Source organism: Streptomyces sp. P9-A2 (assembly GCF_036634175.1).
Classification (GTDB): domain Bacteria; phylum Actinomycetota; class Actinomycetes; order Streptomycetales; family Streptomycetaceae; genus Streptomyces; species Streptomyces pratens.
Window position 1 is genome coordinate 287,070 of record NZ_JAZIFX010000001.1, and the last position, 25,328, is coordinate 312,397.

The following is a 25,328-nucleotide window of genomic DNA, read 5'->3' on the forward strand; positions in this document are numbered from 1 at the left end:
TCGGCTTTCCGCCTCACTTGTCAATGGCATGGACACAGCGACCCTCGACGGGCCGGGGTCCGGACACGCCGGAGGCGCCGCCCTTCCGGACGGCGCCCCTGCCCTGCACCGGTTCGACACGGACCCGAAGCCCGCCCTCGGTCACTGATCCGTGTGGCGGACCTCCACCGGGTCGAACGTGATCCGGGTGCGGGCTCCGCACCCGGCCCACACGACCTCGACCGTGCTCCCCCCGTCCACCCGGATCTCCTGGACCGCGTCCGTCAGGGGCCGCGGGTCGGGTTCGGCGGTCAGACTCGCCAGGCTGACGTGCACGGACGTGCCGTGGGAACGGCCGCTGAGCCGGGGCACCCGGGCCCAGCGGGTGAAGGCCGTGCCCTGGGGGGCGCGGACCGGGTCCGCGGCGGGGGCGTCCCAGCCGTGCAGGCCGTGCAGGGACGAGACCAGCGGTTCGTCGGGGCCGGTGGCCCAGCCGGTGTGCGTGACTAGGGAGTCCGCCGGTGCTCCCACCACCCGGTGCACCCGCAGTTCGTGACGGCCGTGGGCCACCGTGACGCTCTCCACCCGCAGGCCCGGCACCATCGGCGGGCCACCGGCGAACACCGGCCGGTGCCAGGAGGCCGCCCAGCCCCACCCGTCGCCGTGTCCGGCGCCCAGTGGGTGGACGCGGCGGCGGACGCTGGGCCGTCCGTCGATCACCACGGACAGGTGGTTGTCGGCGACGTTCCCGGTCGCGGTCGGGCCGGTGCGGGTCGAGTAGGCCTGGCGCCCGTAGTGCGGGTCGTCCTCGGCGGCCGACTCCGCCTGGTGGGGGCTCACATGGTGGCTGCCGTGGTTGTGCAGACGGACGACTCCGTCGGCCCGGGTCGCCTGGAGGAGCAGTCCGGGCGTGGGCAGGGCGAGCACCCGGTCGGCCTCCTCCACCGGCGCGGGCTCCTCCCGGTCCGTCCACAGGGCGTGGCCGGCGGGGGCGAGCAGGGCGACGAAGGCCTTCGACGCCCAGTAGGGGGACGCGGGGCCCGAGTAGGCCTGCAGTACGGCGTCGTGCGGGCCGTGCCAGCCCAGGCTCAGCAGTCCGTCGTCGGTCAGTGCGCCCCGGTCGAGGAAGTAACGCAGGCTGCCGTCGGCGATGCGGCGCGAGGCCCCGGGGGTCAGCGGGCTGTGACCGGTCACCGCGCCCAGCGCGACGGCCGACGCGGCGGCGAAGCGGTAGGTGAGGGACCGCCCGTAGTGCATTGGCGCCCCGTCCGCGCCGAACATCAGGGCGAAGCCCTCCAGATGGGCGCGCAGCCGGGCGCCGTAGTGGTCCAGTGCGTCGGCGTCGCCGCAGAGGTGGGCGTCGAGGACCGGGTAGAGGTGCAGGGCCCAGCCGTTGTAGTGGTCGAAGGCAGGCATCTCCCCGTCGGCGTACCAGCCGTCGCCCCGGTACCAGTTCTCGAGATGTTCCACCGCGCGCTGCCGGGCCGCGGCCGTCTCGTGGTCGCCACGGCCGACGGACTCGAGGAACCCGGCGACGGTGTAGGGGAAGAGGTACCAGTTGTTCGGCGCGGGGGTGTGCCGCAGCGCGCCCCGCAGCCATTCCTCGGCGCGGTCCTGCACACCCGGATCGAGGTTCTTCCACAGCCAGGGGGCGGTCAGGCGCAGGCCGAGGGCGATCGACGCGGACTCGACCATGGGCTGGCCCTGCACCGTGAAGTCCAGGATCAGCGGCCAGGACTCGGTGTCGTCGCGGCCCGGGGTACGGGTGCCGGCGGCGAGTCCGCTCGCGTAGCGCTCCAGCAGGTGGTGCGGGTCGTCCCCGTCCGCGCCGGCCACCCGGAAGGCGGCGGCGAGGAACGTCCTCGCGTACCCCTCGAGGCCGTCGGAGCGCACGCCCGAGCGGGAGGGGCGTCCCGGCAGGTCCAGCAGGGCGTGGCCGGGGGTGCTCCACCGCCAGGCCGCGGTGAGGAGCCCGTCCGCGGCGGCCTCCCAGTGGGCGCGGGTGTAGCCGGTGTGCGGGCTCAGGTCGCGGTTCTCCGGAGGCAGTTCGAAGGGGACGCTCATGCGAGGAAGGCCAGCCTTTCGCGTCGTACGGGGTGGAGGAAGCCGTCGCCGGCGGCCCAGCTCGCGATCTCGGCGAGCGCGAGATCGGCCAGGCGGCGCAGTTCGTTGCCCTGGGACCCGGCGAGGTGGGGAGTGAGCAGGACGTTCTCGCAATTCCACAACGGGTGGTCGGGCGGCAGGACTTCGGGTTCGGTGACGTCGAGCACGGCACGGATGCGGCCGGCCAGCGCCGCGTCGGTGAGCGCGTCCTGGTCGACGACGGCGCCGCGGGCCGTGTTGACGAGTACGGCGTCGGGCCGCATGGAGTCGATCAGCTCGCGGCCGACCAGGCCACGGGTCTCGGGCAGCAGCGGGGTGTGCACGCTGACCGTGTCGGAGTGCCGGAACAGCTCCGCCAACTCCACTCTGCGCACACCTAGCTCGGCCGCTTCTTTGTCGTCGACGTACGGGTCGTGGAGCAGGACGTCGATGTCGTGCGGGCGCAGCAGGTCGATGACGCGGCGGCCGATGAGGGAGGCGGACAGGATGCCCACGGTGCGGCGGTGGTTGCCGGTGGAGCGGTCGGGGCGCAGCCAGTCGGGCCGGGCGCGGGCGCCGCGGTAGTCGCGCGCGCTCTCCAGGACCCGTTTTCCGGTGAGAAGGATCATGGCGAGGGTGTACTCGGCGACCGGCACGGCGTTGGCCGCGGCGGCGGAGGAGACCTCGATGCCGCGTTCCCAGCAGGCGTCGGTGACATGGCCGCGTACGCTGCCCGCCGCGTGCACGACGGCGCGCAGGCGGGGCGCGGCCCGCAGGACCTCGGCGTCCAGGGGCGGGCAGCCCCAGCCGGTGACCAGCAGGTCGACGTCGGCGAGCACGGCGCGCGCCCGGGGTGTGGTGAAGTCGTCCAGCACCGGGAGGGGTACTGGATCGCACAGCGTGGCGAGGGCCGCGTGCGCCTCGGCGTCGAGGACGGCCGAGGCGACGTCGGGGTGCATGGCCAGTGCGGCACGGGGGCGGAAGGCGGAGCCGGGCGGGTGCTCGGTCATGGCTGGGGCGGAACTCCTTCCATGAGCGGGTCGCTTCACGGCGCCGGCGGTCGGACCGCTGCGCCGGAAGCGCTGGAGCAGGGCGAAGGCGAGAACAAGGGACACGACCTTCAGGAGCGTGCCCATGATGACCCCGAGGCAGTACTCGGGGGTGACGGAGGCCGGGCTGTTCCCTGTGCAGAGGCCGGGACCGAGGGGATACAGGTCCTGGTCAATGTTCCTGGACGGGACGGAGAAGGTTCGGCCGCGCGCCTCGCCCGGCGACCACATCTTCGTACCCCCGTTCGTGCCGCACCGCGAGGAGAACCCCGACCCCTCCGAGGAGGCCGTGGTCGTCAGCGCCCGCAGCACCCAGGAGGCGATCGTGGTCAGCCTGCCGAAGCTGTACGCCCTTCCGGCCGAGGACGCCTGACCCGGACGCCGCAAGCAGACGAGGGGCAGGAAAGCGGTTCCGTTCGGGCCGCTCCCCCCCTGCCCCTGCCCGTGTACTTGCCGATCGTCACCCTGCCGGGACGGGCGGCGGCCGGTTCACTGTACGGCGGTCACCTCGACGGCGAGGTCGTTGTCGACGGTGTAGTACGGGCGCACGGCGGCTTCGCCGACGGTGAGTGCCGGGTAGACGCATACCTTCTTACGGTCGGCCACGTCGTCGAGGAGCCTGCTGATCCGGACCGGCGGGGCACCGGCGGCGGGCCGGAGGAGGAAGGCGTCCCAGACCTGGTCGCCGGGCGCCCCACCGACCAGTTCCCCGAAGGGCGCGGTGAAGGAGAAGGCGCTGCCGTCGGTCCGCAGCGGGAAGGAGCGCGTGGTGCCCTTGTCGCTGCGCAGCCGGAGCAACGCGGTGGCGTCGTCGGACAGTTCGGCGCCGTGCAGGCGTGCGTGGACCGTCATCGCACCGTCCGCGAGGTCGAGGCGGCCGGCCTCGGCGTGGGCGGGGCGCAGCCAGGCCCGCACCGCCAGGAACCCGTCCTTCGTGGCGTAGGAGACCCGGACGGCCACCGGGGACGGCCGCTCCCGCAGGCTTCCGTCGACGAGGGCGCGCAGGTCCCGCAGCCCCGGGCGCAGCCGTTCCCGCACGGCGTCCGGTTCCCTCATCAGGTACGCGTCCCAGCGGCCCTCGGCGAGGGCCGGCAGCGGTTCGAGCACCGCGCGGAGGTCGCCGTCGGCGCCGTGGGGTTCGAGGTCGAGGAGGCGCGTCGGCTGCTGCGGCGCGTTCTTCTTCGGTCTCGGCACCAGGGCAAGCCGGGGGCGCCCGGCCGCGCGGAGCGCGATGCGGAAGGTGGTCCGGCCGTCGGCGTCGACCGTGCAGTGGGCGCGCGGTGCGCCCGTGTCGTCCTGGGCGGTGCTCATCGGCGTCCCTTCCGTAGGGTGCGCAGCGCCTCGGAGGCGGCGGTGAGGGCGAGGTCGGCGGCGGCGTGGCCCTGGCTGGACAGGGCCAGGTGGGCCCGGCCGCCGTCCGGTCCGGGGCGCCGGCCGGTGCTTCTGGCCGCCACGGCCTCTCCGGCGAGGCGTTCGGCCTGTGCCACAACGGGTCCGGGGGCGTACCGGCGGGCGTTGTCGAGAGCGGCCCTGCCCATGCGGCGGCGCCGTTCGTCGTCGCGGACGAGGTCCAGCAGGGCTTCGCCGAGGGCGTCGGCGTCATCGACGGGCACCAGCCGGCCGTCGACGCCGTCCTTGATGATCTCGCCGGGCCCGTAGGGGCAGTCGGTGCTCACGACGGGCAGTCCGCAGCGCATCGCCTCGACGATGGTCATGCCGAACGGCTCGAAGTTGGACGCGGCCACGCCGATGGAGCCCTTGACCCACTCGGCCTCCATCGGAGTCGTCGCGCCCATGAGGAAGACGTTGTTCCACAGGCCGAGCGACTCGATCAGGCTGCGCAGCGCGGCCTGTTCCTCGCCTTTGCCGTAAATGCGCAGCTGCCAGTCCGGATGGGCGGCCGCGACCCGGGCGAACGCCCTGATGATCAGGTCGTAGCGCTTGACCCGGACCAGCCGGCCCGCCGCGACCACCACCTTGGCGGTGCCGTCCGCGGCGGGCAGCACGGGGTCGGGGACGCTGTTCGGGAGGGCCTCCACACGCACCCCGGGCAGCCTCATCTTGCGCCGGTAGGAGTCGGCGTCCGCCTCCGTGACGGTGGTGAGCACGTCGAGGCGGCGGTAGGCGCGGCGCAGCGTGGTACGCAGCCGGGGCGGGTGGTTGTTCAGGGTGAGGTGCTCCTGGCCGACGCGTACGACGTGCTCGGGGGCCTGGAGCGCGAGGTGCACGTTGAGTCCCGGCCGGGTCCCGATGACCACGTCGGCGTCGATGGACTCCAGGCATTCGGCGATCCGCTGATCCGTCAACTCGCTGTACTGGTGGTAGCGGTACTCGGCCGACGGGAACACTTTGGCCGGTCTTCCGTGCCGGGGATCGTCCTTCTCCCCCCTCAGATCCACCAGGGGCCGCAGCCGCACGTCGGGGTGCGGGGTGAGGTTGGGCCGCTCCCTGTGCCGCAGCACGGAGACGATCTCCACGTCGTGCCGCTCAGCCAGCGCGGCGGCGAGGTTGAACGTGGTGGTGATCGTGCCTCCGATGCCATAGGCGTTGTGGATCAGGAAAGAGATCTTCATGGCGGACTAGACCGCTCAAAGCGTTCAAAAGTTGTCTGCTGTTATCACTTTGTTGGCTCGAGTTACGCCTTCCGGATGAAAGTTCCGCCTGGTCACCACTACTGGGTCCGGTCGGCCGAAGGCGCCGTCGTGCCCGACGACTTGATCTGCATGCCCGGGCGGCGGCGGTGCACGGTCAGGTAGGTCAGCCCTTGCCCGTCGGCGGCGAGAGCGCGTGTGGAACCGTGCGGAAGCCAGGTCAGGGTGCCCGCACGCAGGGGCCGCGTCCCGTCGGGCGCGGTCAGCGAACCCTCACCGGCCAGAACCAGGAGGAGTACGTCGAGGTCGGGCTCGCGGTGGGTGTCGACCTGTCGGCCGGGCGGAATGCGTACGACGTTGGCGTCGAGTTGCCGGCCGGACTCCGCGAGCCGCCACAGAGCGCCGGCCGGCGCGTCCTCGAGCGCTGCCAGCGCGGCCGTGTCGCACAGCATCCGGGGCAGTGGGTCATCGCCGCCGTGCTCGGTGGTGGCGTCGCCGTCGTCTGCCGTCATCGGGTGTCACCGTCCTGTGCGTCCTGTGCGTCCTGTGCGTCCTGTGCGCAGGATCTCTCAAATAGGAAGTTAGCATGCATATTTGAAGCCCGGCCGCTCGCTCCGGTGTGCTGCGGCGCACCCACACTCTCAGCGGGCGGGCAGTGCCGCGAGCCAGTCCGTGAGGATCGTGTTGGTCTCCTCGGGCCGTTCCTGCTGGATCCAGTGGCCGCAGCCGTCGAGGATGCGGGAGGACCACAGTCCGGGGAGCGTGCCGGGGAAGGCCTTGATGGCGTCGCCCATCCAGGCCGTGGACGCGTCCAGACCACCGCCGATGAACAGGGACGGCTGGGTGAGGGGTGCGCCGGTGTGGCCGGCGAGGTCCTCCCAGTCGCGGTCCATGTTCCGGTAGCGGGCCAGGGCTCCACTCATGCCGGTGCGTTCGAACTCCGCGGCGTAGACGTCGAGGTCGGCCTCACCGAGCCAGGCGGGCCGCCGGCCGGTGGGGAACCGGTCGCGCAGGGTACCGCCCGGGTTCACGAAGTACGGGCCCGGGGCGTCCGGAGCGGGCATGGTGTCGGCGGACAGCGCCGCGTAGAAGCCGGCCAGCCAGCCGCGTACGTCCGGTTCGATCTCGGCCTCGGCACGGCCGGGCTCCTGGAAGCGGGAGACGTAGAACTCCTCGTCGTCGCCCATCGAGGCGAAGACGGTGCTCGGCCTCGGGCCGCCGGGCGGGGTGTAGGGCACGCCGAGCATGCCCACCGCGCGGAAGTCGTCCGGCCTGAGCAGGGCGGAGCCGGCGGCGATCGTCGATCCCCAGTCATGTCCGACGATCACGGCGGACCGTTCCCCCAGGGCGTGCACGACCGCGACGTTGTCCGCCACCAGCTCCGTCATGCGGTAGGCGTCCGTGGCCGTGGGCCGGGAGGAACGGCCGTAGCCACGGACGTCGACGGCCACCGCGCGGTGACCGGCCGCCGCCAGGGCTGGCAGTTGGTGGCGCCAGGAGTACCAGAACTCGGGGAATCCGTGCACGAGCAGGACCAGCGGGCCGGTGCCCTGCTCCACCAGATGGATGCGGCCCGCGGGCGAGGGGACCAGCCGGTGGGCGACGTCGCGCCGGGGCTGCTGCGATGACATACGTGCTCCTGTGGCTCGTGCTCCGTCCCGCGCCGGGACCGGGCCGGGACCGTGCTTCGAGCATGGAGGCAGGACCGGGTGAGGGGGAGCCTTGTTGCCGCTTCGGCAAACCGACGCTTGGGCCGGGTCACTTCCACGAGGTGCCTACGCCCTCGACAGGCAGGACGTGCGGGCCGTGCGCCGGACCCCGGGTGTACGGGACCGGCGGCTCGCCGCCTGCCGCCTTGAACGCGGTGAGTGCTTCGACGAGCGCCACGCGTTCCTCGGGGGTGAGTCGTTCGACGAGGGCGGCGATCCCGGCACGGCGCCGCGCGGTGACGTCCTCGACGGTCCGCCGGCCCTCGCCGGCCAACTGCGGCGGTGTCTCGCGGCGGTTGGCCCCATGGGTGTGCCGTACGGCGAGTCCGGCCGCGATCAGCCGGTCCACCACGCGCATCGCGGTGGGCGGGTGACGCGGAGCGGTTCGACGAGGGCGACCGGCTTGGTGTCACCGACCGCCACCAGGGGCAGCAGGCCCACCCCCCGGTCCGACCAGGACGTCCGTCATCGCGACCACTGCCCTCACCACGAACGGCATCCAGAACAGCGCCGTCCGGCTCGATGACGGTTCCTCGTCGGTCATGACCTGCTCCAGCGGTGTCGAGGCGCTGGAGAGCCGTCCGATTCCTCCGCGGAAGCCCCTCCCCCACCGTTACGACCTCACCCGCGACAACGCCGGAGGCGAAGCCGCAGGGCGTCGGGAGCCCACTCGCTGTCGCGGGTGAGGTCGTTAGACTGTGCAGTGGTCGTGGGCGCGTTCCGGCCCCCACCTCGGACCTCTGCGCAATCGAGTCCCCGGTCCGGGCGACGGCATCCGGGGCGCCGGGCCCCTGGCCCGACGTTTTCGTGCTGTGGGATGATCCTGCCCAGGATCCTGGTGCGAGTGAGCTGAGGTGTGTTCGACGGGCTCCTCACCGGAGAGGAACAGACGTGACCGCGCAGCGACCTGACGGCGAGACGCCGGAGGACGAGGACAGGACGCCGTCGGTGCCGGACGAGGTCTGGCGGCGGTTCCTCACGGACAACGAACACGCCATTCGCGCCACCGCCCCCGTCGAACCCTCGGCCCTGCAGCGGGCGTCGGGGTGGCAGCCGCGGCCGACCGTCAGGGCCGCACGCGACCGGACGGAGCGTCAGGCCACCGATGCCACGGGCGCCGTCGGTGATCTGTGGCATCCCGACGACCCGTGGGAGGGCCCGTCGTGGCGGAACCTGGACGGGCGGGCCAGGGCGCGCCGGGTCTGCCGGGTCGTCGGCACGGCCGCCGCGATCGCACTGGTCCTGGGTGCCTGGTCCCAGCTGTCCACCGGTGCGGGCCGCTCGGACCAGGGGCCCGGCGACACGGTGCTGCAGCAGTCGGAGGACGTTCCCGCGGAGCTGCCCACGGCGACGTCCGTCCCGTCCGGCTTCGTCTCCCCCTCCCCGACCGCCTCGGCGGTGCGGGCGGGCTGACGCTCCGCCGGCCTCGCACGCCGAGCGGCGGTACGCGGCCCGGCTGCGGCACTCGGCCGACGGCGGACCCCCGCCGGGGACGAGCGGCAGCCGGGCGGTACGGAGCCGGTCAGCCGCCCAGCGCCGACAGCACCACCGCCCTGGCCTCCTCCTGCACGCGGCGGAGGTGGCCGGGGCCCTGGAAGGACTCGGCGTAGATCTTGTACACGTCCTCGGTGCCCGAAGGGCGGGCCGCGAACCAGGCGTTGGCCGTGGTCACCTTGATGCCGCCGATGGACGCGCCGTTGCCGGGGGCCTCGGTGAGCACCGCGGTGACCGCATCCCCGGCGAGGGTGTCGGCGGTGACCTGTGCGGGAGAGAGCTTCGCCAGGCGGGCCTTCTCCTCCCGGGTCGCCGGGGCGTCGATCCGCTCGTAGGCGGGCTCGCCGAAGCGTGCGGTGAGCGCGGCGTAGTGCTCGGAAGGCGTCTTCCCGGTGACAGCGGTGATCTCGGAAGCGAGCAGCGCGAGAAGGATGCCGTCCTTGTCGGTGGTCCACACCGAGCCGTCGCGGCGCAGGAAGGAGGCGCCGGCGGACTCCTCACCGCCGAAGCCGAGGGTGCCGCCCGCCAGGCCGTCGACGAACCACTTGAAGCCGACGGGCACCTCGACCAGTTCGCGCTTCAGGTCGGCGGCGACCCGGTCGATCATCGCGGAGGACACCAGCGTCTTGCCGACACCGGCCCCGGCGGGCCACTGCTCGCGGTGCGCGTAGAGGTACTGGATGGCCGTGGCGAGGTAGTGGTTCGGGTTCATCAGGCCGGCGTCGGGGGTGACGATGCCGTGCCGGTCGGCGTCCGCGTCGTTGCCGGTGGCGATGTCGAAGCGGTCGCGCTGCCCGATGAGGGACGCCATGGCGTGCGGCGACGAGCAGTCCATACGGATTTTTCCGTCCCAGTCCAGGGTCATGAACCGCCAGGTGGGATCGACGAGGGGGTTGACCACCGTGAGGTCGATGCCGTGCTGTTCGGCGATCCGGCCCCAGTAGGCGACGGACGCCCCGCCCAGCGGGTCGGCCCCGATACGGACACCCGCCGTCCGGATCGCCTCCAGGTCCAGCACGCTCGGCAGGTCGGCGACGTAGGTGCCGAGGAAGTCGTAGCGGCCGGTGCCGGGGGCGGTGAGGGCGCGGGCGTAGGGGACGCGCCGGATGTCCTTGAGGCCGCCCTGGATGATGTCGTTGGCCCGGTCCTGGATCCAGCCGGTCGCCTTCGAGTCCGCGGGGCCGCCGCTGGGCGGGTTGTACTTGAAGCCGCCGTCGGCGGGCGGATTGTGGGACGGGGTGACGACGACGCCGTCCGCGAGGCCGGTGGTGCGGCCTCGGTTGTGGGTGAGGATCGCGTGCGAGACCGCGGGGGTCGGCGTGTAGCCGTCGGCGCTGTCGATGAGCACCGTGACTCCGTTGGCCGCGAACACCTCCAGTGCGGTGACCCGCGCGGGCTCGGACAGCGCGTGGGTGTCGGCGCCCAGGAAGAGCGGGCCGTCGGTGCCCCGGTCGGCGCGGTACTCGCAGATGGCCTGGCTGGTCGCGGCGATGTGGTCCTCGTTGAAGGCGCCCGCCAGGGACGAGCCGCGGTGCCCGGACGTCCCGAACGCGACACGTTGTTCCGCGTCCTGGGGGTCCGGGTGCACCGCGTAGTACGCCGTGACCAGCCGAGCGACGTCGACGAGGTCCTCGGGGCGGGCCGGGCCGCCCGCTCGCTCGTGCTGCATGTGCCCACTCCTTGGCAGGGATTGATTCTGCGCTTGCGGACACATCCTTCCTCTTCGAGGCCGCACCGCGCGAGTGGAGCCGCCCGTCCCCGCACCGTCCCGGGTCAGATGCGTCCGCCGGTCATCCGGGTGAGAGGGCCCTGGGTGTGGCGTTCCGCACGGCGGCCCACCGCGTAGGACGCGGCGCTCAGCACGGTCAAGCCGGCGCCGACACCGGCGGCGACGAGCTTGCGGTGGGTGAGGACCGTCCAGGCGGTCACAGCGGTGGCGGCGACCTGGCCCGAGGTCGCGACGACCGCCCGGCGGCCCGCCTCGACGCCCTTGGCCGCGCTCTGCACGGCACCGTTCGCCGCACCGGCCGCACGCTCGGCACCCGACTTGGCCGCCGACGCGGCGTCAGCCGCCTTGCCGGCGACGCCGCCGGCCGCCTGCTCGGCGGGAGCGGTCGCCTTCTCCGTGGCGTTGCGGGCCTTGGAGGCGGCGGCCCGGGTGGAAGTGGTCTTCTGATTCGCGCTCTTGTTCTGTTCACTCATGGACACCGACTTGCCGCTGAGTCCGGAGACAAACCCACCCGGTCGCGCGATCAGTGCCACACGGGCGCCGCGGGGACGCGTTCCAGGACACCGCCCGCGAACACGTCGTACAGCGGCAGCGTCTCCAGGTGGACATAGCCGATGTGGCAGTCGCAGCTGCCGAGGGGGCAGACTCTCGGCCCCAGGGCCGCCCGGTAGCTGCCGTCGTAGAGGTTGCCCAGCTCGTCGGGGACGAAGTGGCAGCGGCGGACCGTGCCCTCGCCGTCGACGGAGATCACGGACTCTCCGGTGCGGCAGGGCGCGCCCGCACTGGTGTGGGGACGGCGGCTGTAGGGGAAGAGCGGGTCCAGCCCGGTCCACACCTCGGCCTCCGCATCGTCGTAGGTGTGGCCCTCGGCCGCGTTGACCCACAGGTACACCTGGCCCGGCAGTCCGGCACGCAGCCGCCGGGCCGCTTCCAGATGCTCGGGCAGGCCGACGATGCCGACGCTGAACCGGACACCGAGACGGGCCAGTTCCTGGCACTTGGCCGAAAAGCGGTCGTACGGGGTCTGCCCCGGATGGTAGGTGCACCACAGGGCGAGGGTGTCGAGGTCGGCGTCGGCGAGCCAGTCGGTGCGGCAGCTGAGGTTGGTCTGGATGGCGACCCGCCGGATGTGCGGCCGATGGGAGAGTTCCGTCAGGGCACGCCGGTACCAGGAGCGGACCAGCCCCTCGCCCCAGGGGGTGAAGAGGAGGGAGAGGCGGTCGCCGCTCTGCGCGGTGGCCCAGCGGGTGAACCGCTCCAGGGCGGCGCGGTCGGCGCGCAGTTGCTCCCGGCTGTCACGGCGCTTGGCGAAGGGGCAGTACGGGCAGTCGTAGTCGCACGAGGCGAGTGGGCCCCGGTAGAGCACGGTCAGGTCCATGGGGCTGGTCGGGGGGCCGGGCACGGGGCCGGGCATGAGGCCGGGCATGGGGCCGGGCATGGGGCGGTTCACGGGGCGGGTCTCACTTCCGCTCGTAGGCGGCCATGGCGGCCCGGACGGCCGGGGAGAACAGCTCCGGACCGATGGCGTCGGAGTGGGCGAGCCCTTCCCGGGTCAGCCGCAGCAGCGGGGTGTGCGGGCCGTCGTCTGCCAGCAGGCCGCGCCCGGTGAACCGGGACAGTTCGGTGCCGAAGTCGTCCTGGGGCGTGCTGCCGAACCGGGCCCGGTAGTCGGCGGTGTCGAGTCCGTCCGCCTGGAGCAGTGACTGGATGAGGTGACGGCGGCGGGCCTCTCCGGTGTCGATGCGGCGGCCGTACTCGGCGTGGGCGAAGTCGGCGGACGGGCGGGAGACGTAGTCGTCGATGATGCCGCGGATCTCGTGCATGCCGACGGCGTAGTCGAAGGAGTAGTGCAGGCCGGCGGTGTACGAGCGGGCGCCACAGCCGAGGCCGATCATGCCGTCGGTCTGACAGGCGTAGTCGTCGGCGCCCTGCGGCGGGGCGTCGGCCCGGCGGAACATGCGCATGGACCGCTGGGTGTAGCCGCGGGCGAGGAGGTGGTCGCGGCCCAGCCGGTACAGGCGCAGCCGCTGCTCGTCCCAGGCCGGGTCGGTGTCCGGTCCACGGCGGCCGAGGCCGGTCAGGGGGCGTATGTAGAGCGGGTAGAGGTAGAGCTCCTCGGGGTGCCAGGCCAGGGCCGCGTCCAGGGAGCGCAGCCAGGACCGCTCGGTCTGGCCGTCGATGCCGTAGATCAGGTCGATGTTGAGGACGGGGATCCGGGCGTCGCGGACGCGGCCGAGGGCCGCCTCGACGTCGGCGCGGCGCTGCGGCCGGACGGCGGCGCGGGCCTCGGTGTCGTCGAAGCTCTGGACGCCGAGGCTGAGGCGGGTGGTGCCGCGCGCGGCGAGGACCTCCAGCCGGTCGGCGGTGACCGTGGCGGGCGAGGCCTCCACGGACAGGGGGACGGCGCGCAGGTCGGCGCCCATGCGGTGTTCGGCGATGTCGCACAGCCGCTCGAGTTCGGCGGCGGTGAGGAAGGTCGGGGTGCCGCCGCCGAAGGCCGCCGTGGCGAACCGTACGCCGTCCTGCTCTCCCAGGGCCTCCCGCACGGCGCCCGCCTGCCGGTCCAGGGCGTCCAGGTAGGCGCCGGTGAGGCCGTCCGGGGCGCCGATGCGGGTGAAGAGGTTGCAGAAGCCGCAGCGGACCTCGCAGAACGGGATGTGGAGATAGAGGGAGAGGGCGTCCTTGGGTTCGGCGGCCCACAGGTCGCGCAGGAGCGGGCGGTCGGGGAGCTGCCGGTAGGCGGTCTTGTGCGGGTAGGCGTAGACGTAGCTCTGGTAAGGGCTCGCCGGGTGCGTTCCGGCGGTGCTGGTGCTGGTGCTGGTGCTGGTGCTGGTGCTGGTGACGATGGTCATCGGGCGGCCTCGGCGGGGGTGTGGTCCAGGAGGAAGTGGGCGTAGGGCACGGTCCACACGGACGGGTGACCGATGCGGTGGCCGGTGTAGCCGTCGTCGCCGTACGCGGTGCCGTGGTCGGAGCAGACGACGGCGAAGCAGCGGCGCCTGCTGCTCGCGGCGGCGAAGAGGCGGCCGATGTGCCGGTCGACGTACTCCAGGGCGGCGGCGTGCGTCGTGCGGCTGTCGCCGTCGGCCGGGGTGGCGCCGGGCAGGTGGAACCAGTTGGGCTGGTGCAGGGCGGCCACGTTGACGAAGAGGAACAGGCGCTGTTCCTCGGGCAGTTCCCGTACGACGTCCTCCGCGCGGGTCACCTGGGCCTCAAAGGAGGTGGGCGAGGCGACCCCGAACTCCGGTTCCCAGTGGGACTCCTGGAACATGCCGGGAAGTACCGAGCCCAAAGGGCCCTGCCGGTTGAAGAAGCCGACTCCGCCGATGCACACCGTGCGGTAGCCCTCCTTCGCCAGGCCCGACACCAGGTCCGGGGTGTCGTACACGAAGGTGCCGTCGGCCGTGGTCTCGCTGCCGGCGAAACGGGCCGCGAACAGGCGGGGGTGCGGGCCGGGGGTGGCGGGCGTCGGCAGGAAGCCGGCGAAGATCGCCTGGTGCGAGGCGTAGGTGAAGCTGCCCGGGGCGTGCCGCTCCTCCCAGTGGCCGCCGGGCAGCAGGCGGGCCAGGTTCGGGGTGCGGCCGGCGGCTGTGAGTTCGGCGGCGACGTCGTGGCGGAGGGTGTCGAGCGTGACGAGCAGGATGTCGTGGCTGCCGACGATCTCGTTCATGTCGGGCTTGCTCGTGTCGGGCCCGTACCGGTCCGGTTGCCGGGGTGCCGGGGACGCGGTGGGTGTGCCGGGGCCGGCGGCCTGCGGGTCGGGCGATACGAGCGCGGGGGGTGTCGGGTCAGGCGCTGGCATGGGTGGTTCCTGTCCTGTGCGGGTCGTGCGCGTGCTGCTGGGGGTGGTGCGGGTGCCGGTGGCTCGGCTGCTGTGGGCCGCCTTCGGTGCCGGTGCCGGTGCGGTGCAGGACGGCGGTGATCTGGGCCGCGTAGGTGTCGAGGCCCTCCGCTCCGCTGCCGGGGAGGCCCGTGAGGCGGGGCAGCAGGTCACCGAAGGCGTTGACCTCGCCTACCGCGAACCGGCGCCATCCGACGGCCGGGAGCAGGTCGACGCCCACGCAGAGGGTGCGCGGGAAGCAGGCCGCCGCCCGTTCGCACACGGCGAGGACGTCGGACCACCTGCCGCCCCCCGCCTGTACGGCGTCCCGGACCGCGTCCAGGTCGCCGCGGCTTCCGCCGAGGTGGAGGTTGGTCAGCGGCGAGGTGCTGGTGCGCACCACGGCGTGGGTCGCTCGGCCGTCCACCACCACGATCCGCAGATCGGCGGCACGGCCCCCCAGCGAGGCCTTGGGAAGCCAGCGTTCGAGGTGCAGGCCGTCGGGTGCCAGCGTGTCGACGATCGCGGCGATGTCCCGCTCCCGTTCGTAACGGCGCAACTTGAGGGAGTTGAACAGGGCTCCGTCCGGAGCCAGTTCGACGGAGGTGGTGGCCCGGATACGGCCGGCGGCCGACGACTCGACGGCCAGTACACCGGAGGCCGAGGAGCCGTGTGCGAGCTTGACGAAGAGCCTCGGCATCCGGTGCTCGCGCATGACCGCGCGGACGTCGCCCCAGCCCCGGACAGGAATCGCTTCGGCACCCGAAGTGGGCGATCGGGGCACGGGGACGTCCGCAGCCGCGAGGGTCGCGTGGCAGCGCCTCTTGTCGAACAGGACGGCCAGGTCGTCGGCGTCGTCGAGCCGGACACCGCCCCGCAGTTCCCGGACCGTCCGGGTGAACCGCGCGTACCAGCGTGCCGAGCCCTCGACCCTCGTGGGGTCCCCGGTGTCCCGCAGCAGCCGGTCGACCTCCGGGTTCTCGCCGGGCGAGTCGAGCCGGACGATCTCGCCGGGCGCGAAGTCGGCTCCACCCGCACGCAGGACCTCGGCCCAGGGCACGATGCGCGGTGCGGGCAGCCCGGCCGCGCGTACGCCATCGGCGAAGAGGGCGACCCTGCGGTTCTCGGGGTTGCCCACGACGGCGAAGCACACGGGCGGGCCGGCCGTCGGGGCGGTCGGTCCGGTCCGGTCGGGCACCGGGACTGGCGGCTGGACCTGCATCACGCGGTCGTCACTCCCCGACGGACACGTAGCGGTTGACGGTGCCGTCCTCCTCGTCCTCGTCCTCCTCGGCGCCGTCCGGGTTCAGGTCGATCTCGACGCCCGCGGCGACGAGGGTCTCGGTCAGGCGCTGCCGGATGGGTTCGCTGAGGTAGTTGTGGTGCAGGTCGAGCTTCTTCAGGTGGGTCAGCGGCTGACCGCCGAGGAGAGCGACGGCGCCCTCGTCGCTGAGGGTTCCCATGGACAGGTCGAGCACGTCGAGGCGGGCGACCACCGGGGCAGAGGCCACGGCGGCGGCGACCTCGTCCTGGATCTCGCTGTTGCGCAGGGCGAGGTGACGCAGGCGCGGGAAGCGGTCACCGGACAGGATCGGTTCCAGGTCTGCGGCTTCACTGTCGGCGCCGTACCACGAGGTGCCGAGCCACAGGTCGAGGTGCTCCAGCGCGGGCAGTTCGCTGGCCCCGACGCCCCGGACGACGTCCACCGGGAGCCCGCCGGACTCCATGGCCAGCGAGCGCAGCGCGTCATGACGCAGGGCGGGGAACTTCAGCCCGTTACTGCCCCGCACCCCGAACTCCTCCAGGGCGGGGAAGCCGGCCAGCAGGGGGGAGACGTCGGTATGGGTGATCCAGGAGATCTCGCACTCCTCGGACATGATGTCCCCGAGGAACAGCGCCCGCAGCGCGGGCAGGCGGTCGCGCGCTGCCAGCAGCGCCTCCATGACCTTGGACGGGGCCGAGTCGTACGCGCCTTCCCAGGGGCCGATGATCAGGGCCCGCACCCTTGTCGTGTCGACCGTGGCGCAGAACCGGGCGAAGGCCTCCTCCCACGTCTCGTCGGCGTCGTACGCGTCGCTGGCGGCGATCCGCCAGGCCACGGTGTCGGGCCGGGGCAGATCCGCTGCCGTGTCGGACGGTCCGGGGGAGTGGAAGGCGCGCAGGCCGTACAGCTCCTCGATGTGGTCGACGTAGGACATGCGGGCGGCTCCTGACATGGGGTGATCGAGCGGAGGACATGGAGGTCCGGCACCACCTCGGAGCCCGGGATGCGAGCCGTCCGACGGTGCGTGCAGCAGTTCTACCAACAGCCACTGACACCCCCCGATGGCGGGCCCGGCCGGGGGCTGTTGTCAGTGGCGGCTCGTACGGTCCTCGCATGGACTCCGGAGCACCGTGCGCCGGAGTGGAGGGGAGATCCATGTACCGGCAGGGAGACGTGCTGATCGTGCCCGTCGCGCAGGAGGCGGTGCCCGCGCACGTCCCGGACGCGCCCAAGGAACCTCGGGACGTCCGGGGCCGGCTGGTGCTGGCCCTGGGAGAGGTCACCGGGCACGCGCACGCGGTCGTCGGAAAGGGCGAACTGGTGAGCGAGCCGGGCCCCTTCGGTCCGCTACTGCTGCATCTGCCCGAGGGCGGCCGGGTGGTGCACGAGGAGCACGCGACGATCCCGCTGCCCAAGGGGTGGTACCGCGTGATCCGGCAGCGCGAGTACATCCCCGGTTCCGTACGGATCGTCGCCGACTGAGCAGAGCGGGCGAAAAGCACCACGACGGGCACCAGTGCGTAAGGAACACGAAGTGCACCCAGAGCACGAGCAGCACGAAGAGCACGGACCGAACGAGCGGCGCGGACAGGGGACGTTGGCAATGACGACGGCGACGGCGACGGAGCGGGCGAACGGGACGGCGGCCGGTACCGGCGCGCTCGTGTCGGGGGCGGGCGGGGACGGCGCACCGGACCCGGGGCGCTGGCGTGCGTGGGCCGCGAGCGCGCAGCCCGCCGACCGGGACGCGGCCGAGGAGGGCATCCGGCTGGCGTACCGGCGGGCCGGGCTGCCGGAGCCGGAGCGGGTGGTGTGGGCCGGCTCACCGCGCGAGGGCGTGACGCTGGTGCGGCAGGGCACGGACTTCGGGGCGAGCGTGCGCGAGGCGGTGCGCACGGCACCCTGGGCTGCCGAACGCGCGCGTCTGCACGATCGGTTGGGTGCGGCGGGCTGGGCGCGGCACTGGTCGGCGACCGGCGGCGCGCTCTGGGGCTCCACGCAGGCGCTGGTGGACCGGATCCGCGCCGGTGTGCTCGACGAGCTCGCCGCCGACGACGACGCGGCCGCCCGTACCGGCATACAGCTGATCCTGCTGGACGCGTTGCTCGGGCAGCACGACGCGCCGTGGCTGGCCGCGCTGGAGGCCGACGGGCCGTCCCCGCTCGACGGGCCGGCCCAGGTGTGCCGCAGCGCCGGCTGGTGGTGGCCCTTCGAGAAGGTGGCGGTGGTGTGCGAGCGCCCGGTCGCCCTGCACCGTGACGAGGCGGGCCGGCTGGACCACGGGGACGGCCCGGCGCTGGAGTTCCCCGACGGGTTCGCCCTGTGCGCCTGGCGCGGCATGCCGGTGGAGCGCGCCTTCCTGGAGGAACTGCGCACTCTCACGCCGGAACGGATCCGCGCCGAGGAGAACGCCGAGCTGCGCCGGGTGATGCTGGAGTACTACGGCTACGACCGCTACCTGGCCGATTCCGGGGCGCAGCCCGTGCACCGGGACGAGACGGGCATCCTCTGGCGGGTCGAACTCGACGGCGACGAGGCGGTCGTGATGGTGGAGGTCGTCAACTCCACGCCAGAGCCCGACGGCACCCACCGCACGTACTGGCTGCGGGTGCCGCCGACGACGCGGACCGCCCGGGAGGGGGTGGCCTGGACGTTCGGGCTGGAGCCCGGGGTGTACGAGCCGTTGCGGCAGACGTGAGGCGGCCGTCCCGCCGGTCGCAGGGCTGAGTTCGCCCGCAGGGGGTAAGCGGAGGACGTACCGGCAAGGACGATATGCGGTGACCGACGAGTGAGCACCGGGCCGACCGGGCCACCGGCACGCGGTCCCGTGGAAAGGAGCCCCTCATGGCCGGAATCGTGGAGCGCATCAAGCGGTTCGCCGGCAGCCCTCAGGGACGGCGCGCGACGGAACAGGTGCGACGTGCCGCGGCCGACCCCCGGCGCCGGGCGCAGGCCCAGCGGATGCTGGGCAGGCTCCGCGGTGGCCGCCGCTGACCGTTTCCGCCGCCCGCCGAAGCGGTCCGGGGTCCGTGAAGCCCCGGGCCGCACAGTTGTGACCAGGAAGGAGCCTCATGGATGAGCCGTCGGTCCGCGCTGTGGGCTGGGCGCGTTCCCTGCCGATGGGTGGAGGGGTGAAGGCCGCCCGGGACTGGGCCCGGGAGCACCTCGACGCCCTGGGATGGACCACCACGGCGCCCGAGACGGCGGACGCCGTACTGCTGACCGTGTCGGAGCTGGTCACCAACGCGCACAAGCACGCCCACAGCAACGCCCAGTTGACCCTGTCCCGCGACGACAACTGTCTGCACATCTCCGTCCACGACACGTCGGCCGAGCTGCCGGCCCGCCGCAGCCCGGGGACCGAGGGGACCGGCGGACGCGGTATGCTCCTCGTGGACGCACTGGCCGACGAGTGGGAGAGCCGCCCCTGTCCCCACGGCAAGTCGGTCACCGCCTGCTTCCGCGGGCCGCGGGCCGCGGGCCGAGAAGGCGCCGGGGGCAAGAGCGGAGCACTGACCGGGCCACTGTCCGCGGGGCGGCCGCGCCGGAATACGATCGGTCGATCCCGATCTCCGAGGAGTCCTGTCCGGTGACCGCCGTCCTCCCCCCGCCCCGCGCCTCCGCCGGGCTGCTGCGCCCGCGCCGTCTGACCCGCATCGAGGACGGTGGACGCCTGCACGCCCTGCTGTGGACTCCCGGGCCGGGCATGCGGATGATCAGCAGCGCGGTACTGGGCGGCGGCATCGGCGAACGGTGCTGGGTCCTCAACGCCCAGGTCTCCCACGGGTACGGGCGCACCGACCCGGACCGGCACCTCGCCGAACTCGCCGCGGACGCGGGCGCGCGCGGCCCGGGGGTCGGTCTGATGACGGCCGCCGACGTCTCGGCGTATGCCCACGCGCACGACAACGGCGCGGAGGCGATCGTCACCTCGGGCATCGACGTACGCGGCTGGGCGGCGGTCCCCGAGGCCCAGGAGGCGGCCTCGGGAGGCGGTGCGCGGGTGCCTGGCACGATCAACATCGTGGTGGCGCTGCCGGTGCCGCTCACCGACGCTGCTCTGGTCAACGCGGTGGCCACCGCGACGGAGGCGAAGACGCAGGCCCTGCTGGAGGCCGGTCACGACTGTTCCGGCACCCCCACCGACGCGGTGTGCGTCGCTGCCCGCGCCCCCTCCTCCGGCGAGACGCCGCACGCCTTCGCCGGGCCACGCTCCCCCTGGGGAGCACGGCTGGCACGCGTCGTCCACCGCGCGGTGCACGACGCGACCCCCTCACCGTCACCGTCCTCGCTCTGAGCGGTGGCGCCCCGGCGACCCGGGCCGTGTCCTATCGCCCGGCCGGCCGGGCGGCAGGACTCCGGACGCCGGAACGTCAAGGCGCGTCTCCGAGTCGGGTGCGGGTGCCGTTGTGGCCGGGTTCCGGCGCGACGACCTGGCCGAGCGGGCGGCGGCGTTCCCACTCGGCGGCCTCGGTCTCGCAGAGCTCCGTCAGCCTGGCGAGCATGGCACGGTGGCGGACCTGGAGCAGTGCCTCCACTACCAGATTGTGCAGCCGGCCGCCGACGCCCCGCAGGGGGTGTTCGTCCACGATCACCAGGCATTCCTCCCCCCAGGGCCGCAGCTCGATGGCGATCCGCGCCGTGCCGAAAGCGCCCGCCCAGGCCTCGAGTTCCAGTGTCTTCCCCCACTCGCAGCGCCGGACGACCGTCTCGTCGGACAGGCGAACGGGCCCCAGCCGCACCTCGTACCGGATCGCCGCTCCGAGCCGGGGCCACTGCCCGCGCACCGGCTTCGACGACGAGGTCCCCACCACCCAGTCCGCATAACGGCTGCCGTCCGCGAGGACGTCCCAGACCGTCTGCGGGCTCGTTCTGATCAGATGCTGCCGAACCGCCACTACGACCTCCCGTGTCCGGAACCGTACGAGCGCACCAGCCGGCACCGGGTGCCCGTCCGCGGACGGGCCGACACCTGTCAGCCCTTGGCTTCCCACCCGGGTACGGGCGGGCGCGGGCGCTGTCCGCGTCGTGCGGGCTCGCCCGGCGCCAGGGCCCAGCGGATGCCGGCGGTGACGGCGATGCCGAGCGGGAGGACCACCACGCCCTCGGCGGGCGGCACCCTGGGCAGCCGCAGCGCGCGCGAGGCCCAGAGGGGCAGCAGCGACACCGCGCCGGCGGCGAGGGCACCGTACGGCGGCCGGGCGAGCACCGGCACGGGCGGGTGGAGCAGCAGGAAGCGCGCCACGCTGCGCGCCTCGGGCGTGGAGCGCAGTTCGCCCCGGTAGGCGGCGAGACGGTCGGTGAGCTCGGCACGGTTCGTCGGCGGGTCGGGCACACCGAGCGCGATGGCGATGCGCGCCATGTCCTCGACGTACGCGTCACAGCCGGCGGCATCCAGTGGCCGGGCGCCGAAGCGCTGGTGGGCGCGGAGGAAGCAGTCGACCTCCGCGATGTGCACCCAGCACAGCAGACGGGGGTCGGCGGCGTGGTACTCCTGACCGTCGGGGGTGGTGCCGTGCACCGTCGCGTGCACGGCCCGCACCCGGTCGACCGCCCGCTGGGCGCTGTCGGCCGGGCCGTAGGTGGTCATGGCGAGGAAGGTGCTGGTCCGCTGGAGGCGCCCCCAGGGATCGCCACGGAACCCCGAGTGCCCCGCGACAGCGGCCATGGCCAGCGGATGGAGTGACTGGAGCAGCAGCGCCGACAGCCCGCCGATGAACATCGAGGCGTCCCCGTGCACCTGCCGGACGGGTCGCTCGGGGCCGAACCAGCGCGGGCCGGGCGCGCTGTGGATACGGGCACGGTTGTCGGGACCGTCCGGTCCCGCCACCCGGGAGAAGATCGCGTCGCCGATCCGGTCGCGCAACAACCGGCCGTTGTCCGAGAGGAGTCCCATGGCTCGTACCGCCTCCTTGCGTCCGCGACGACCGGCCGGCACCCCGCCGCCGTGCCTGCTCCTACGCCTGTCCGCTCCCCGTCCAGTACCCGCGATCCGCCGGATCACGGCACTCGCTTCGGACCCTCGCGGCACGCCTCACGGAACGTCTCCCCTCCAGTCGAACACTCTCACGTCCCCGGCACGGGGCACGTACACGGCGCGGCCGCCCGTGCCGTAGCGGCCTATCTCGGTGGGCAGTCCGACGCCGTCCCGCAGTTCCGTCCCGGAACGGTCGGTGATGTCCAGCAGCAGACCGTCCAGCGGCCCGCCGGCCAGTTCCACGTACGACCGCCCGTCACGCGGTCCCGGATCGTCGTGGTCCGCCCCGTAGACCCGGCCGCGCATGAACTCCAGCTCGTCCATACCGGCAGGGTGGCATCCACCACTGACAATCGCCGCCCCGTACCGGAACGGAGCCGGGGTTCTGGCCTGTCCCGCGTCCGCTCCGGCCGGGTGGTGCGGGAGGTCAACGGGCGCCCGTCCAGCTGTGGGCGACGTCGATGACGAGGCGGTCCTGGAGCTGGAGCACCCGGAACGGCAGCCGGGCGCGCAGCCCGAGCCCGAGCTGGGTGTCGCCCTCGAAGCTGGCGGCGAACCGGGTGTCCCTGAAGGTGCGGTATCCGGCCGGGTTCACGCCCGGCAGCGGCTGTCCGGCGCGGGCGGGATAGGTGGGCTCACCGGTCTCGGGGGCATAGGAGGGTGCGGCCACCCGTACTTCGAGGACGGCGTCGCCGGCGACGGGGAGGTGCGTGCCGGAGCCGTCCTGGTACAGCCGGTCGACGTACCGGACCGTGTACCCCACCGCTCCGGCGCTGCCGCCGCCGCCCGCGCCCGGCAGATCGACGACCATCCGGTCGTAGCAGTCGTGGCGGCCGGTCCTGACGTCGCGGACCGGTGTGGTCGTGGCGGTGTCGGCCGTATCGCTCTTGGCCAGGCTGCCCCAGCCGGTGGGGCATGCCGTGGACGGGGCCGGCGCCGCCGGAGCGGCGGACGGGGCGGCGACGGCTGGAGCCACCGCCGTACTCAGCGCGGCGCCTACGAGCGCCAGGGTCACGTAGACAGTTCTGGTTTGCATGATTTTCTGCCCCCAGGGTTGTATCCAGCTGATATCGGGTGGGACGAGCGGGTTCACCCAAAGGTTGCGTTCTTCCGGGCAGATCCCGTTTCACGCCCGGAGCACGTCCACAGCATGTCCGGTTCATACCCGGGGCGCCTCCGGGCCGGGCACGGGACCGTCCGCCGTCGCGCCGGAGCGCCGGGCATGGCACATCCTGGTGGGGAGCGAACGATGTCCTGTGCGTCCGCACCGGGAGGACGCGAGATGGAAGAGGCAGCCGCCGTACCGGCCGGAGAACGGCCGGGAGACCGGCACGGCCCCGGCCCGGACGCGGGCGGGGCCGAGGACGCGGGGCGGATCGAGGATGTACTCGCACAGCCCTTGGTGGCGGCGGTCGAGGCCTTCGGAGGGTACGGCGGCCTGGTGTACCTGAGGTCGCGCGACCGGCGTTCGCTGGTGCTGTGCCTGGTGGCCGGGATGCCGCGATCGCTGCTGAGGCCCTGGTGGCGGGTGCCGATGGGCGGCGCGCTGCCGATGGCCGAGGCGTACCGCTCGGGCGGGCGGCTGTGGCTGCCGGACGAGCGGGCGACGATGCTGCGCTTCCCTCAGCTCACCGCCGCGCTGCCGTACTCGTTCGCCTCCGCCTACCAGCCGGTGAGGGTGGACGGGGAGATCGTCGGAGTCCTGGTCGTACTGCGGTCGGCGACCCGGGACCCGATGGGCGCGGCCGCGGTGGCGCGCGTGCTGCACGACGCGGGGCGGAGCATGGAGGAGCGCCTCACCGGGTTTGTGGGGGCATGTCGTACGGGCGGGCTCGGCGGGCCGGCTCCTGGTGGGGGCGCTCGTCGACGCGGCGGGCGGGGTCACCGCGGCGGAGGCCGCCGAGCGGCTGCCCGACGGCCTGCTCTCGCTCGACCAGGACGGCCGGGTCACCTATGCCAATCACCGCTGTGCGGAGCTGCTGGGCTGCGAGCGGGACGCGTTGCCCGGCCACTACCCCTGGCAGGTGATCACCTGGCTGCACGATCCGGACTACGAGGACCGCTACCGCGCGGCGATGCTGTCGCAGGAGCCGGTGTCCTATCCGATACGGGATCCGAACGGCGCCTGGCTGGGCCTCGTGCTCTACCCCGGTGTGCACGGTCTGACCCTCCGTGTCTTCCGCACCGGCCCGCCCGCCGGAGTCGCGGCCGGACCGGAGTCCGAAGCCGCAGCGGCCCCCGGCGGCGGCACTGCGGGGTCCGCCCAGCCCGGCGCGGACACCGTCGTGCCGCCGCCGGAGGAGGTCGCCGCGCCCCGCGGGGGGGGGGGCTGTACCACGTCGTGCAGATGGCCAGTGTGCTCACCGAGGCCGTCACCGTCAGGGACGTGTGCCGCGCGGTCTCCGAACAGTTGCTGCCCGCGTTCGGGGCCCGCGAGCTGGCTCTGTACACGGTCCGCGACAAGCGAATGTACCTGCTGTGGGAGTCCGGCTACCCGAAGGGCTTCCTCGACACGTTCGAGGGCGTCCCCCTCGACACGGAACTGCCCGGCGTGCACGCCCTGACCACGAGGTTCCCGCTGTTCTTCGAGTCGCCGGAGGAGCTGAGCGGTGCGTATCCGGGGATCTCCCTGGACCGGATGAGAGCCTGGTCGTTCCTTCCTCTGGTCGCGTCCGGCCGTCCGGTCGGCTCCTGCATCCTCGGCTGGGAGACCCTCCACCGGTTCACTCCCGACGAGCGTTCCGCGCTGATCGCGCTGAGCGGACTGGTCGCCCAGGCACTGGAGCGGGCCCGGTTGTACGACGCGGAGTCCGCCGTCGCGCGCGGCCTGCAGGAGGGGCTGCTGCCCCACCGGCTGCCCGCGATCGAGGGACTGGTCAGTACCGGCCGCTATCTGCCGGGGACCCAGGGCATGGCCATCGGCGGTGACTGGTACGACGTGATCAGGACCGAGCGCGGGGTGGCGCTGGTGATCGGGGATGTGGAGGGGCACAGCGTCAAAGCCGCGGCCGTCATGGGACAGCTGCGCAGCGCCGTGCACGCCTTCGCCGCCAGCGGGCACCCACCGCAGGAAGTCGTCACGCACACCAACCGGCTGCTGGCCGATCTGGAGACGGATGCCTTCGCCACCTGCTGCTACATCGAACTCGATCCGGACACCGGCCACGCTTTCGCGGTCCGGGCCGGCCATCCCCCGCCGCTGCTGCGCCACCCCGACGGCTGTACCGAGGCCCTGGCTCTCCTCGGCGGCGTGATGCTGGGCGTCGAGGCGAACGTCCTCTACCCGGTCACGGCGCTCGCCCTGGCGCTCGCCCTGGCGCCCGGCAGCGTCCTCGCGCTGTACACCGACGGGCTGGTCGAGCAGCCCGGCAACGATATCGAGACCGGGATCGAGGCGGTTCGCCGCACCCTCGCGCACAGCGGTACGGACTCGGTGGAGGAAATCGCCGACCAGTTGGTCAGGACGGCCCGCAGGACCGAGGACCGGCCGGACGACGTGGCGCTGCTGCTCACGGCGTACCGCCGGGCGTCGGGGGCCTGACCTTCCGTCTGCCACCCCACCGCGCTCCCCGCCTTCTCCGGCCTGCCCGCCCGTCCCTGAGCCCGTTCTCTCCGGCCCTTCCCCGTTCCCGGA

At 73.2% G+C, this 25,328-nt stretch carries 26 protein-coding genes and 2 pseudogenes; 9 read left to right on the forward strand and 19 right to left on the reverse strand.

Translation table 11 applies throughout. The features are described 5' to 3' along the window. Nucleotides 1–141: 141 nt before the first annotated feature. Nucleotides 142–2,043, reverse strand: coding sequence for a DUF2264 domain-containing protein (locus V4Y04_RS01195; RefSeq protein WP_332425153.1), 1,902 nt, complete (start codon nt 2,041–2,043; stop codon nt 142–144). Continuing rightward, on the reverse strand, nt 2,040–3,071 hold the full coding sequence (locus V4Y04_RS01200) for a hydroxyacid dehydrogenase (protein WP_332425154.1): 1,032 nt from the start codon (nt 3,069–3,071) through the stop codon (nt 2,040–2,042). Before V4Y04_RS01200 ends, V4Y04_RS01195 begins: the two co-directional genes overlap by 4 nt. 232 nt (nt 3,072–3,303) lie before the next feature. On the opposite strand from V4Y04_RS01200, the pseudogene V4Y04_RS01205 reads away from it, so the two are divergent. Continuing rightward, nucleotides 3,304–3,483: pseudogene (locus tag V4Y04_RS01205) on the forward strand (cupin domain-containing protein); the annotation flags it as partial. A 116-nt stretch (nt 3,484–3,599) separates the two neighbouring features. Here the strand turns inward: V4Y04_RS01205 and V4Y04_RS01210 are convergent. The 5 genes from V4Y04_RS01210 to V4Y04_RS01230 all read right to left on the reverse strand — a co-directional run bounded on the left by V4Y04_RS01210 (nt 3,600) and on the right by V4Y04_RS01230 (nt 7,768). Further along, nucleotides 3,600–4,421 (reverse strand): transferase, encoded by an 822-nt coding sequence (locus V4Y04_RS01210; RefSeq protein ID WP_332425155.1) that lies wholly within the window; start codon nt 4,419–4,421, stop codon nt 3,600–3,602. Then, the gene (locus tag V4Y04_RS01215; protein ID WP_332425157.1) at nt 4,418–5,683 is read right to left on the reverse strand and encodes a glycosyltransferase family 4 protein; all 1,266 of its coding nucleotides are present in this window, start codon (nt 5,681–5,683) and stop codon (nt 4,418–4,420) included. The genes V4Y04_RS01210 and V4Y04_RS01215 overlap by 4 nt, the downstream gene beginning before the upstream one ends. 98 nt (nt 5,684–5,781) lie before the next feature. Next, a complete protein-coding gene (locus V4Y04_RS01220) occupies nt 5,782–6,213 on the reverse strand; it encodes a cupin domain-containing protein (protein WP_332425159.1) in 432 nt (143 codons plus the stop codon). 129 nt (nt 6,214–6,342) lie between these two features. Beyond that, entirely contained in the window at nt 6,343–7,332 is a 990-nt protein-coding gene (locus V4Y04_RS01225; RefSeq protein ID WP_332425160.1) for an alpha/beta fold hydrolase, read from the reverse strand. Between the two features lie 127 nt (nt 7,333–7,459). Continuing rightward, entirely contained in the window at nt 7,460–7,768 is a 309-nt protein-coding gene (locus tag V4Y04_RS01230; RefSeq protein WP_332425162.1) for a MarR family winged helix-turn-helix transcriptional regulator, read from the reverse strand. Between the two features lie 533 nt (nt 7,769–8,301). On the opposite strand from V4Y04_RS01230, the gene V4Y04_RS01235 reads away from it, so the two are divergent. Next, nucleotides 8,302–8,823: a hypothetical protein gene (locus V4Y04_RS01235; RefSeq protein ID WP_332425163.1), complete on the forward strand. Its 522-nt coding sequence runs from the start codon at nt 8,302–8,304 to the stop codon at nt 8,821–8,823. A 109-nt stretch (nt 8,824–8,932) separates the two neighbouring features. Here V4Y04_RS01235 and pgm read toward each other — a convergent pair whose 3' ends face one another. The 7 genes from pgm to V4Y04_RS01270 form a co-directional block, all read right to left on the reverse strand. Beyond that, the gene (gene pgm, locus V4Y04_RS01240; RefSeq protein WP_332425164.1) at nt 8,933–10,573 is read right to left on the reverse strand and encodes a phosphoglucomutase (alpha-D-glucose-1,6-bisphosphate-dependent); all 1,641 of its coding nucleotides are present in this window, start codon (nt 10,571–10,573) and stop codon (nt 8,933–8,935) included. Between the two features lie 104 nt (nt 10,574–10,677). Further along, nucleotides 10,678–11,106: a hypothetical protein gene (locus V4Y04_RS01245; protein ID WP_332425166.1), complete on the reverse strand. Its 429-nt coding sequence runs from the start codon at nt 11,104–11,106 to the stop codon at nt 10,678–10,680. A 50-nt stretch (nt 11,107–11,156) separates the two neighbouring features. Continuing rightward, nucleotides 11,157–12,011, reverse strand: a complete 855-nt coding sequence (locus V4Y04_RS01250) for an STM4011 family radical SAM protein (protein WP_332432661.1) — start codon at nt 12,009–12,011, stop codon at nt 11,157–11,159. A gap of 82 nt (nt 12,012–12,093) precedes the next feature. After that, a complete protein-coding gene (locus V4Y04_RS01255; RefSeq protein WP_332425168.1) occupies nt 12,094–13,485 on the reverse strand; it encodes an STM4012 family radical SAM protein in 1,392 nt (463 codons plus the stop codon). Beyond that, nucleotides 13,482–14,303: an STM4013/SEN3800 family hydrolase gene (locus V4Y04_RS01260; RefSeq protein WP_332432662.1), complete on the reverse strand. Its 822-nt coding sequence runs from the start codon at nt 14,301–14,303 to the stop codon at nt 13,482–13,484. Before V4Y04_RS01260 ends, V4Y04_RS01255 begins: the two co-directional genes overlap by 4 nt. A 118-nt stretch (nt 14,304–14,421) precedes the next feature. Further along, nucleotides 14,422–15,675 (reverse strand): STM4014 family protein, encoded by a 1,254-nt coding sequence (locus tag V4Y04_RS01265; RefSeq protein ID WP_332432663.1) that lies wholly within the window; start codon nt 15,673–15,675, stop codon nt 14,422–14,424. Nucleotides 15,676–15,685: 10 nt separating this feature from the next. Then, a complete protein-coding gene (locus V4Y04_RS01270; RefSeq protein WP_332425169.1) occupies nt 15,686–16,651 on the reverse strand; it encodes an STM4015 family protein in 966 nt (321 codons plus the stop codon). Nucleotides 16,652–16,872: 221 nt separating this feature from the next. Between V4Y04_RS01270 and V4Y04_RS01275 the strand changes: the two genes are divergently transcribed. The 5 genes from V4Y04_RS01275 to V4Y04_RS01295 all read left to right on the forward strand — a co-directional run bounded on the left by V4Y04_RS01275 (nt 16,873) and on the right by V4Y04_RS01295 (nt 20,014). Beyond that, entirely contained in the window at nt 16,873–17,199 is a 327-nt protein-coding gene (locus tag V4Y04_RS01275) for a hypothetical protein (RefSeq protein ID WP_332432664.1), read from the forward strand. A 121-nt stretch (nt 17,200–17,320) separates the two neighbouring features. Beyond that, entirely contained in the window at nt 17,321–18,415 is a 1,095-nt protein-coding gene (locus V4Y04_RS01280) for a DUF6745 domain-containing protein (protein ID WP_332425171.1), read from the forward strand. Between the two features lie 146 nt (nt 18,416–18,561). After that, a complete protein-coding gene (locus V4Y04_RS01285; RefSeq protein WP_107098775.1) occupies nt 18,562–18,711 on the forward strand; it encodes a hypothetical protein in 150 nt (49 codons plus the stop codon). 77 nt (nt 18,712–18,788) lie between these two features. Further along, the gene (locus V4Y04_RS01290; protein ID WP_443079930.1) at nt 18,789–19,310 is read left to right on the forward strand and encodes an ATP-binding protein; all 522 of its coding nucleotides are present in this window, start codon (nt 18,789–18,791) and stop codon (nt 19,308–19,310) included. Further along, nucleotides 19,307–20,014 carry an adenosylcobinamide amidohydrolase gene (locus V4Y04_RS01295; RefSeq protein ID WP_332425174.1) on the forward strand — a complete coding sequence of 236 codons (708 nt, stop codon included), beginning with the start codon at nt 19,307–19,309 and terminating at the stop codon, nt 20,012–20,014. The genes V4Y04_RS01290 and V4Y04_RS01295 overlap by 4 nt, the downstream gene beginning before the upstream one ends. Nucleotides 20,015–20,090: 76 nt before the next feature. Here the strand turns inward: V4Y04_RS01295 and V4Y04_RS01300 are convergent, their stop codons facing one another. The 5 genes from V4Y04_RS01300 to V4Y04_RS01320 all read right to left on the reverse strand — a co-directional run bounded on the left by V4Y04_RS01300 (nt 20,091) and on the right by V4Y04_RS01320 (nt 23,658). Then, on the reverse strand, nt 20,091–20,615 hold the full coding sequence (locus V4Y04_RS01300; RefSeq protein ID WP_332425176.1) for an SRPBCC family protein: 525 nt from the start codon (nt 20,613–20,615) through the stop codon (nt 20,091–20,093). Between the two features lie 77 nt (nt 20,616–20,692). After that, complete coding sequence (locus V4Y04_RS01305) at nt 20,693–21,613, reverse strand: oxygenase MpaB family protein (RefSeq protein WP_332425178.1); 921 nt, start codon at nt 21,611–21,613, stop codon at nt 20,693–20,695. A gap of 138 nt (nt 21,614–21,751) precedes the next feature. After that, the gene (locus V4Y04_RS01310; protein ID WP_332425180.1) at nt 21,752–22,018 is read right to left on the reverse strand and encodes a hypothetical protein; all 267 of its coding nucleotides are present in this window, start codon (nt 22,016–22,018) and stop codon (nt 21,752–21,754) included. Between the two features lie 103 nt (nt 22,019–22,121). Next, on the reverse strand, nt 22,122–22,733 hold the full coding sequence (locus tag V4Y04_RS01315) for an AMIN-like domain-containing (lipo)protein (RefSeq protein WP_443080159.1): 612 nt from the start codon (nt 22,731–22,733) through the stop codon (nt 22,122–22,124). A 757-nt stretch (nt 22,734–23,490) separates the two neighbouring features. Continuing rightward, complete coding sequence (locus V4Y04_RS01320) at nt 23,491–23,658, reverse strand: hypothetical protein (RefSeq protein ID WP_332433148.1); 168 nt, start codon at nt 23,656–23,658, stop codon at nt 23,491–23,493. Here V4Y04_RS01320 and V4Y04_RS01325 point away from each other — a divergent pair. Next, nucleotides 23,614–23,733, forward strand: a pseudogene (locus tag V4Y04_RS01325) (PAS domain-containing protein); the annotation flags it as partial. The gene V4Y04_RS01320 and the pseudogene V4Y04_RS01325 sit on opposite strands and share 45 nt — an antisense overlap. Before the next feature lie 308 nt (nt 23,734–24,041). Beyond that, entirely contained in the window at nt 24,042–25,235 is a 1,194-nt protein-coding gene (locus tag V4Y04_RS01330; protein WP_332425184.1) for a PP2C family protein-serine/threonine phosphatase, read from the forward strand. Nucleotides 25,236–25,328: the final 93 nt, after the last annotated feature.

Excerpts from the sequence above, each read along its gene's own strand:
- pgm (WP_332425164.1), bottom strand. The coding sequence starts at position 10,573 with ATGCAGCACGAGCGAGCGGGCGGCCCGGCCCGCCCCGAGGACCTCGTC.
- V4Y04_RS01215 (WP_332425157.1), bottom strand. The coding sequence starts at position 5,683 with ATGAAGATCTCTTTCCTGATCCACAACGCCTATGGCATCGGAGGCACG.
- V4Y04_RS01305 (WP_332425178.1), bottom strand. The coding sequence starts at position 21,613 with ATGGGACTCCTCTCGGACAACGGCCGGTTGTTGCGCGACCGGATCGGC.
- V4Y04_RS01220 (WP_332425159.1), bottom strand. The coding sequence starts at position 6,213 with ATGACGGCAGACGACGGCGACGCCACCACCGAGCACGGCGGCGATGAC.
- V4Y04_RS01285 (WP_107098775.1), top strand. The coding sequence starts at position 18,562 with ATGGCCGGAATCGTGGAGCGCATCAAGCGGTTCGCCGGCAGCCCTCAG.
- V4Y04_RS01290 (WP_443079930.1), top strand. The coding sequence starts at position 18,789 with ATGGATGAGCCGTCGGTCCGCGCTGTGGGCTGGGCGCGTTCCCTGCCG.
- V4Y04_RS01310 (WP_332425180.1), bottom strand. The coding sequence starts at position 22,018 with ATGGACGAGCTGGAGTTCATGCGCGGCCGGGTCTACGGGGCGGACCAC.
- V4Y04_RS01210 (WP_332425155.1), bottom strand. The coding sequence starts at position 4,421 with ATGAGCACCGCCCAGGACGACACGGGCGCACCGCGCGCCCACTGCACG.
- V4Y04_RS01200 (WP_332425154.1), bottom strand. The coding sequence starts at position 3,071 with ATGACCGAGCACCCGCCCGGCTCCGCCTTCCGCCCCCGTGCCGCACTG.
- V4Y04_RS01255 (WP_332425168.1), bottom strand. The coding sequence starts at position 13,485 with ATGACCATCGTCACCAGCACCAGCACCAGCACCAGCACCAGCACCAGC.
- V4Y04_RS01195 (WP_332425153.1), bottom strand. The coding sequence starts at position 2,043 with ATGAGCGTCCCCTTCGAACTGCCTCCGGAGAACCGCGACCTGAGCCCG.
- V4Y04_RS01250 (WP_332432661.1), bottom strand. The coding sequence starts at position 12,011 with ATGGACCTGACCGTGCTCTACCGGGGCCCACTCGCCTCGTGCGACTAC.
- V4Y04_RS01230 (WP_332425162.1), bottom strand. The coding sequence starts at position 7,768 with ATGCGCGTGGTGGACCGGCTGATCGCGGCCGGACTCGCCGTACGGCAC.
- V4Y04_RS01330 (WP_332425184.1), top strand. The coding sequence starts at position 24,042 with ATGGCCAGTGTGCTCACCGAGGCCGTCACCGTCAGGGACGTGTGCCGC.
- V4Y04_RS01265 (WP_332432663.1), bottom strand. The coding sequence starts at position 15,675 with ATGCAGGTCCAGCCGCCAGTCCCGGTGCCCGACCGGACCGGACCGACC.
- V4Y04_RS01275 (WP_332432664.1), top strand. The coding sequence starts at position 16,873 with ATGTACCGGCAGGGAGACGTGCTGATCGTGCCCGTCGCGCAGGAGGCG.
- V4Y04_RS01245 (WP_332425166.1), bottom strand. The coding sequence starts at position 11,106 with ATGAGTGAACAGAACAAGAGCGCGAATCAGAAGACCACTTCCACCCGG.
- V4Y04_RS01280 (WP_332425171.1), top strand. The coding sequence starts at position 17,321 with ATGACGACGGCGACGGCGACGGAGCGGGCGAACGGGACGGCGGCCGGT.
- V4Y04_RS01270 (WP_332425169.1), bottom strand. The coding sequence starts at position 16,651 with ATGTCCTACGTCGACCACATCGAGGAGCTGTACGGCCTGCGCGCCTTC.
- V4Y04_RS01225 (WP_332425160.1), bottom strand. The coding sequence starts at position 7,332 with ATGTCATCGCAGCAGCCCCGGCGCGACGTCGCCCACCGGCTGGTCCCC.
- V4Y04_RS01260 (WP_332432662.1), bottom strand. The coding sequence starts at position 14,303 with ATGAACGAGATCGTCGGCAGCCACGACATCCTGCTCGTCACGCTCGAC.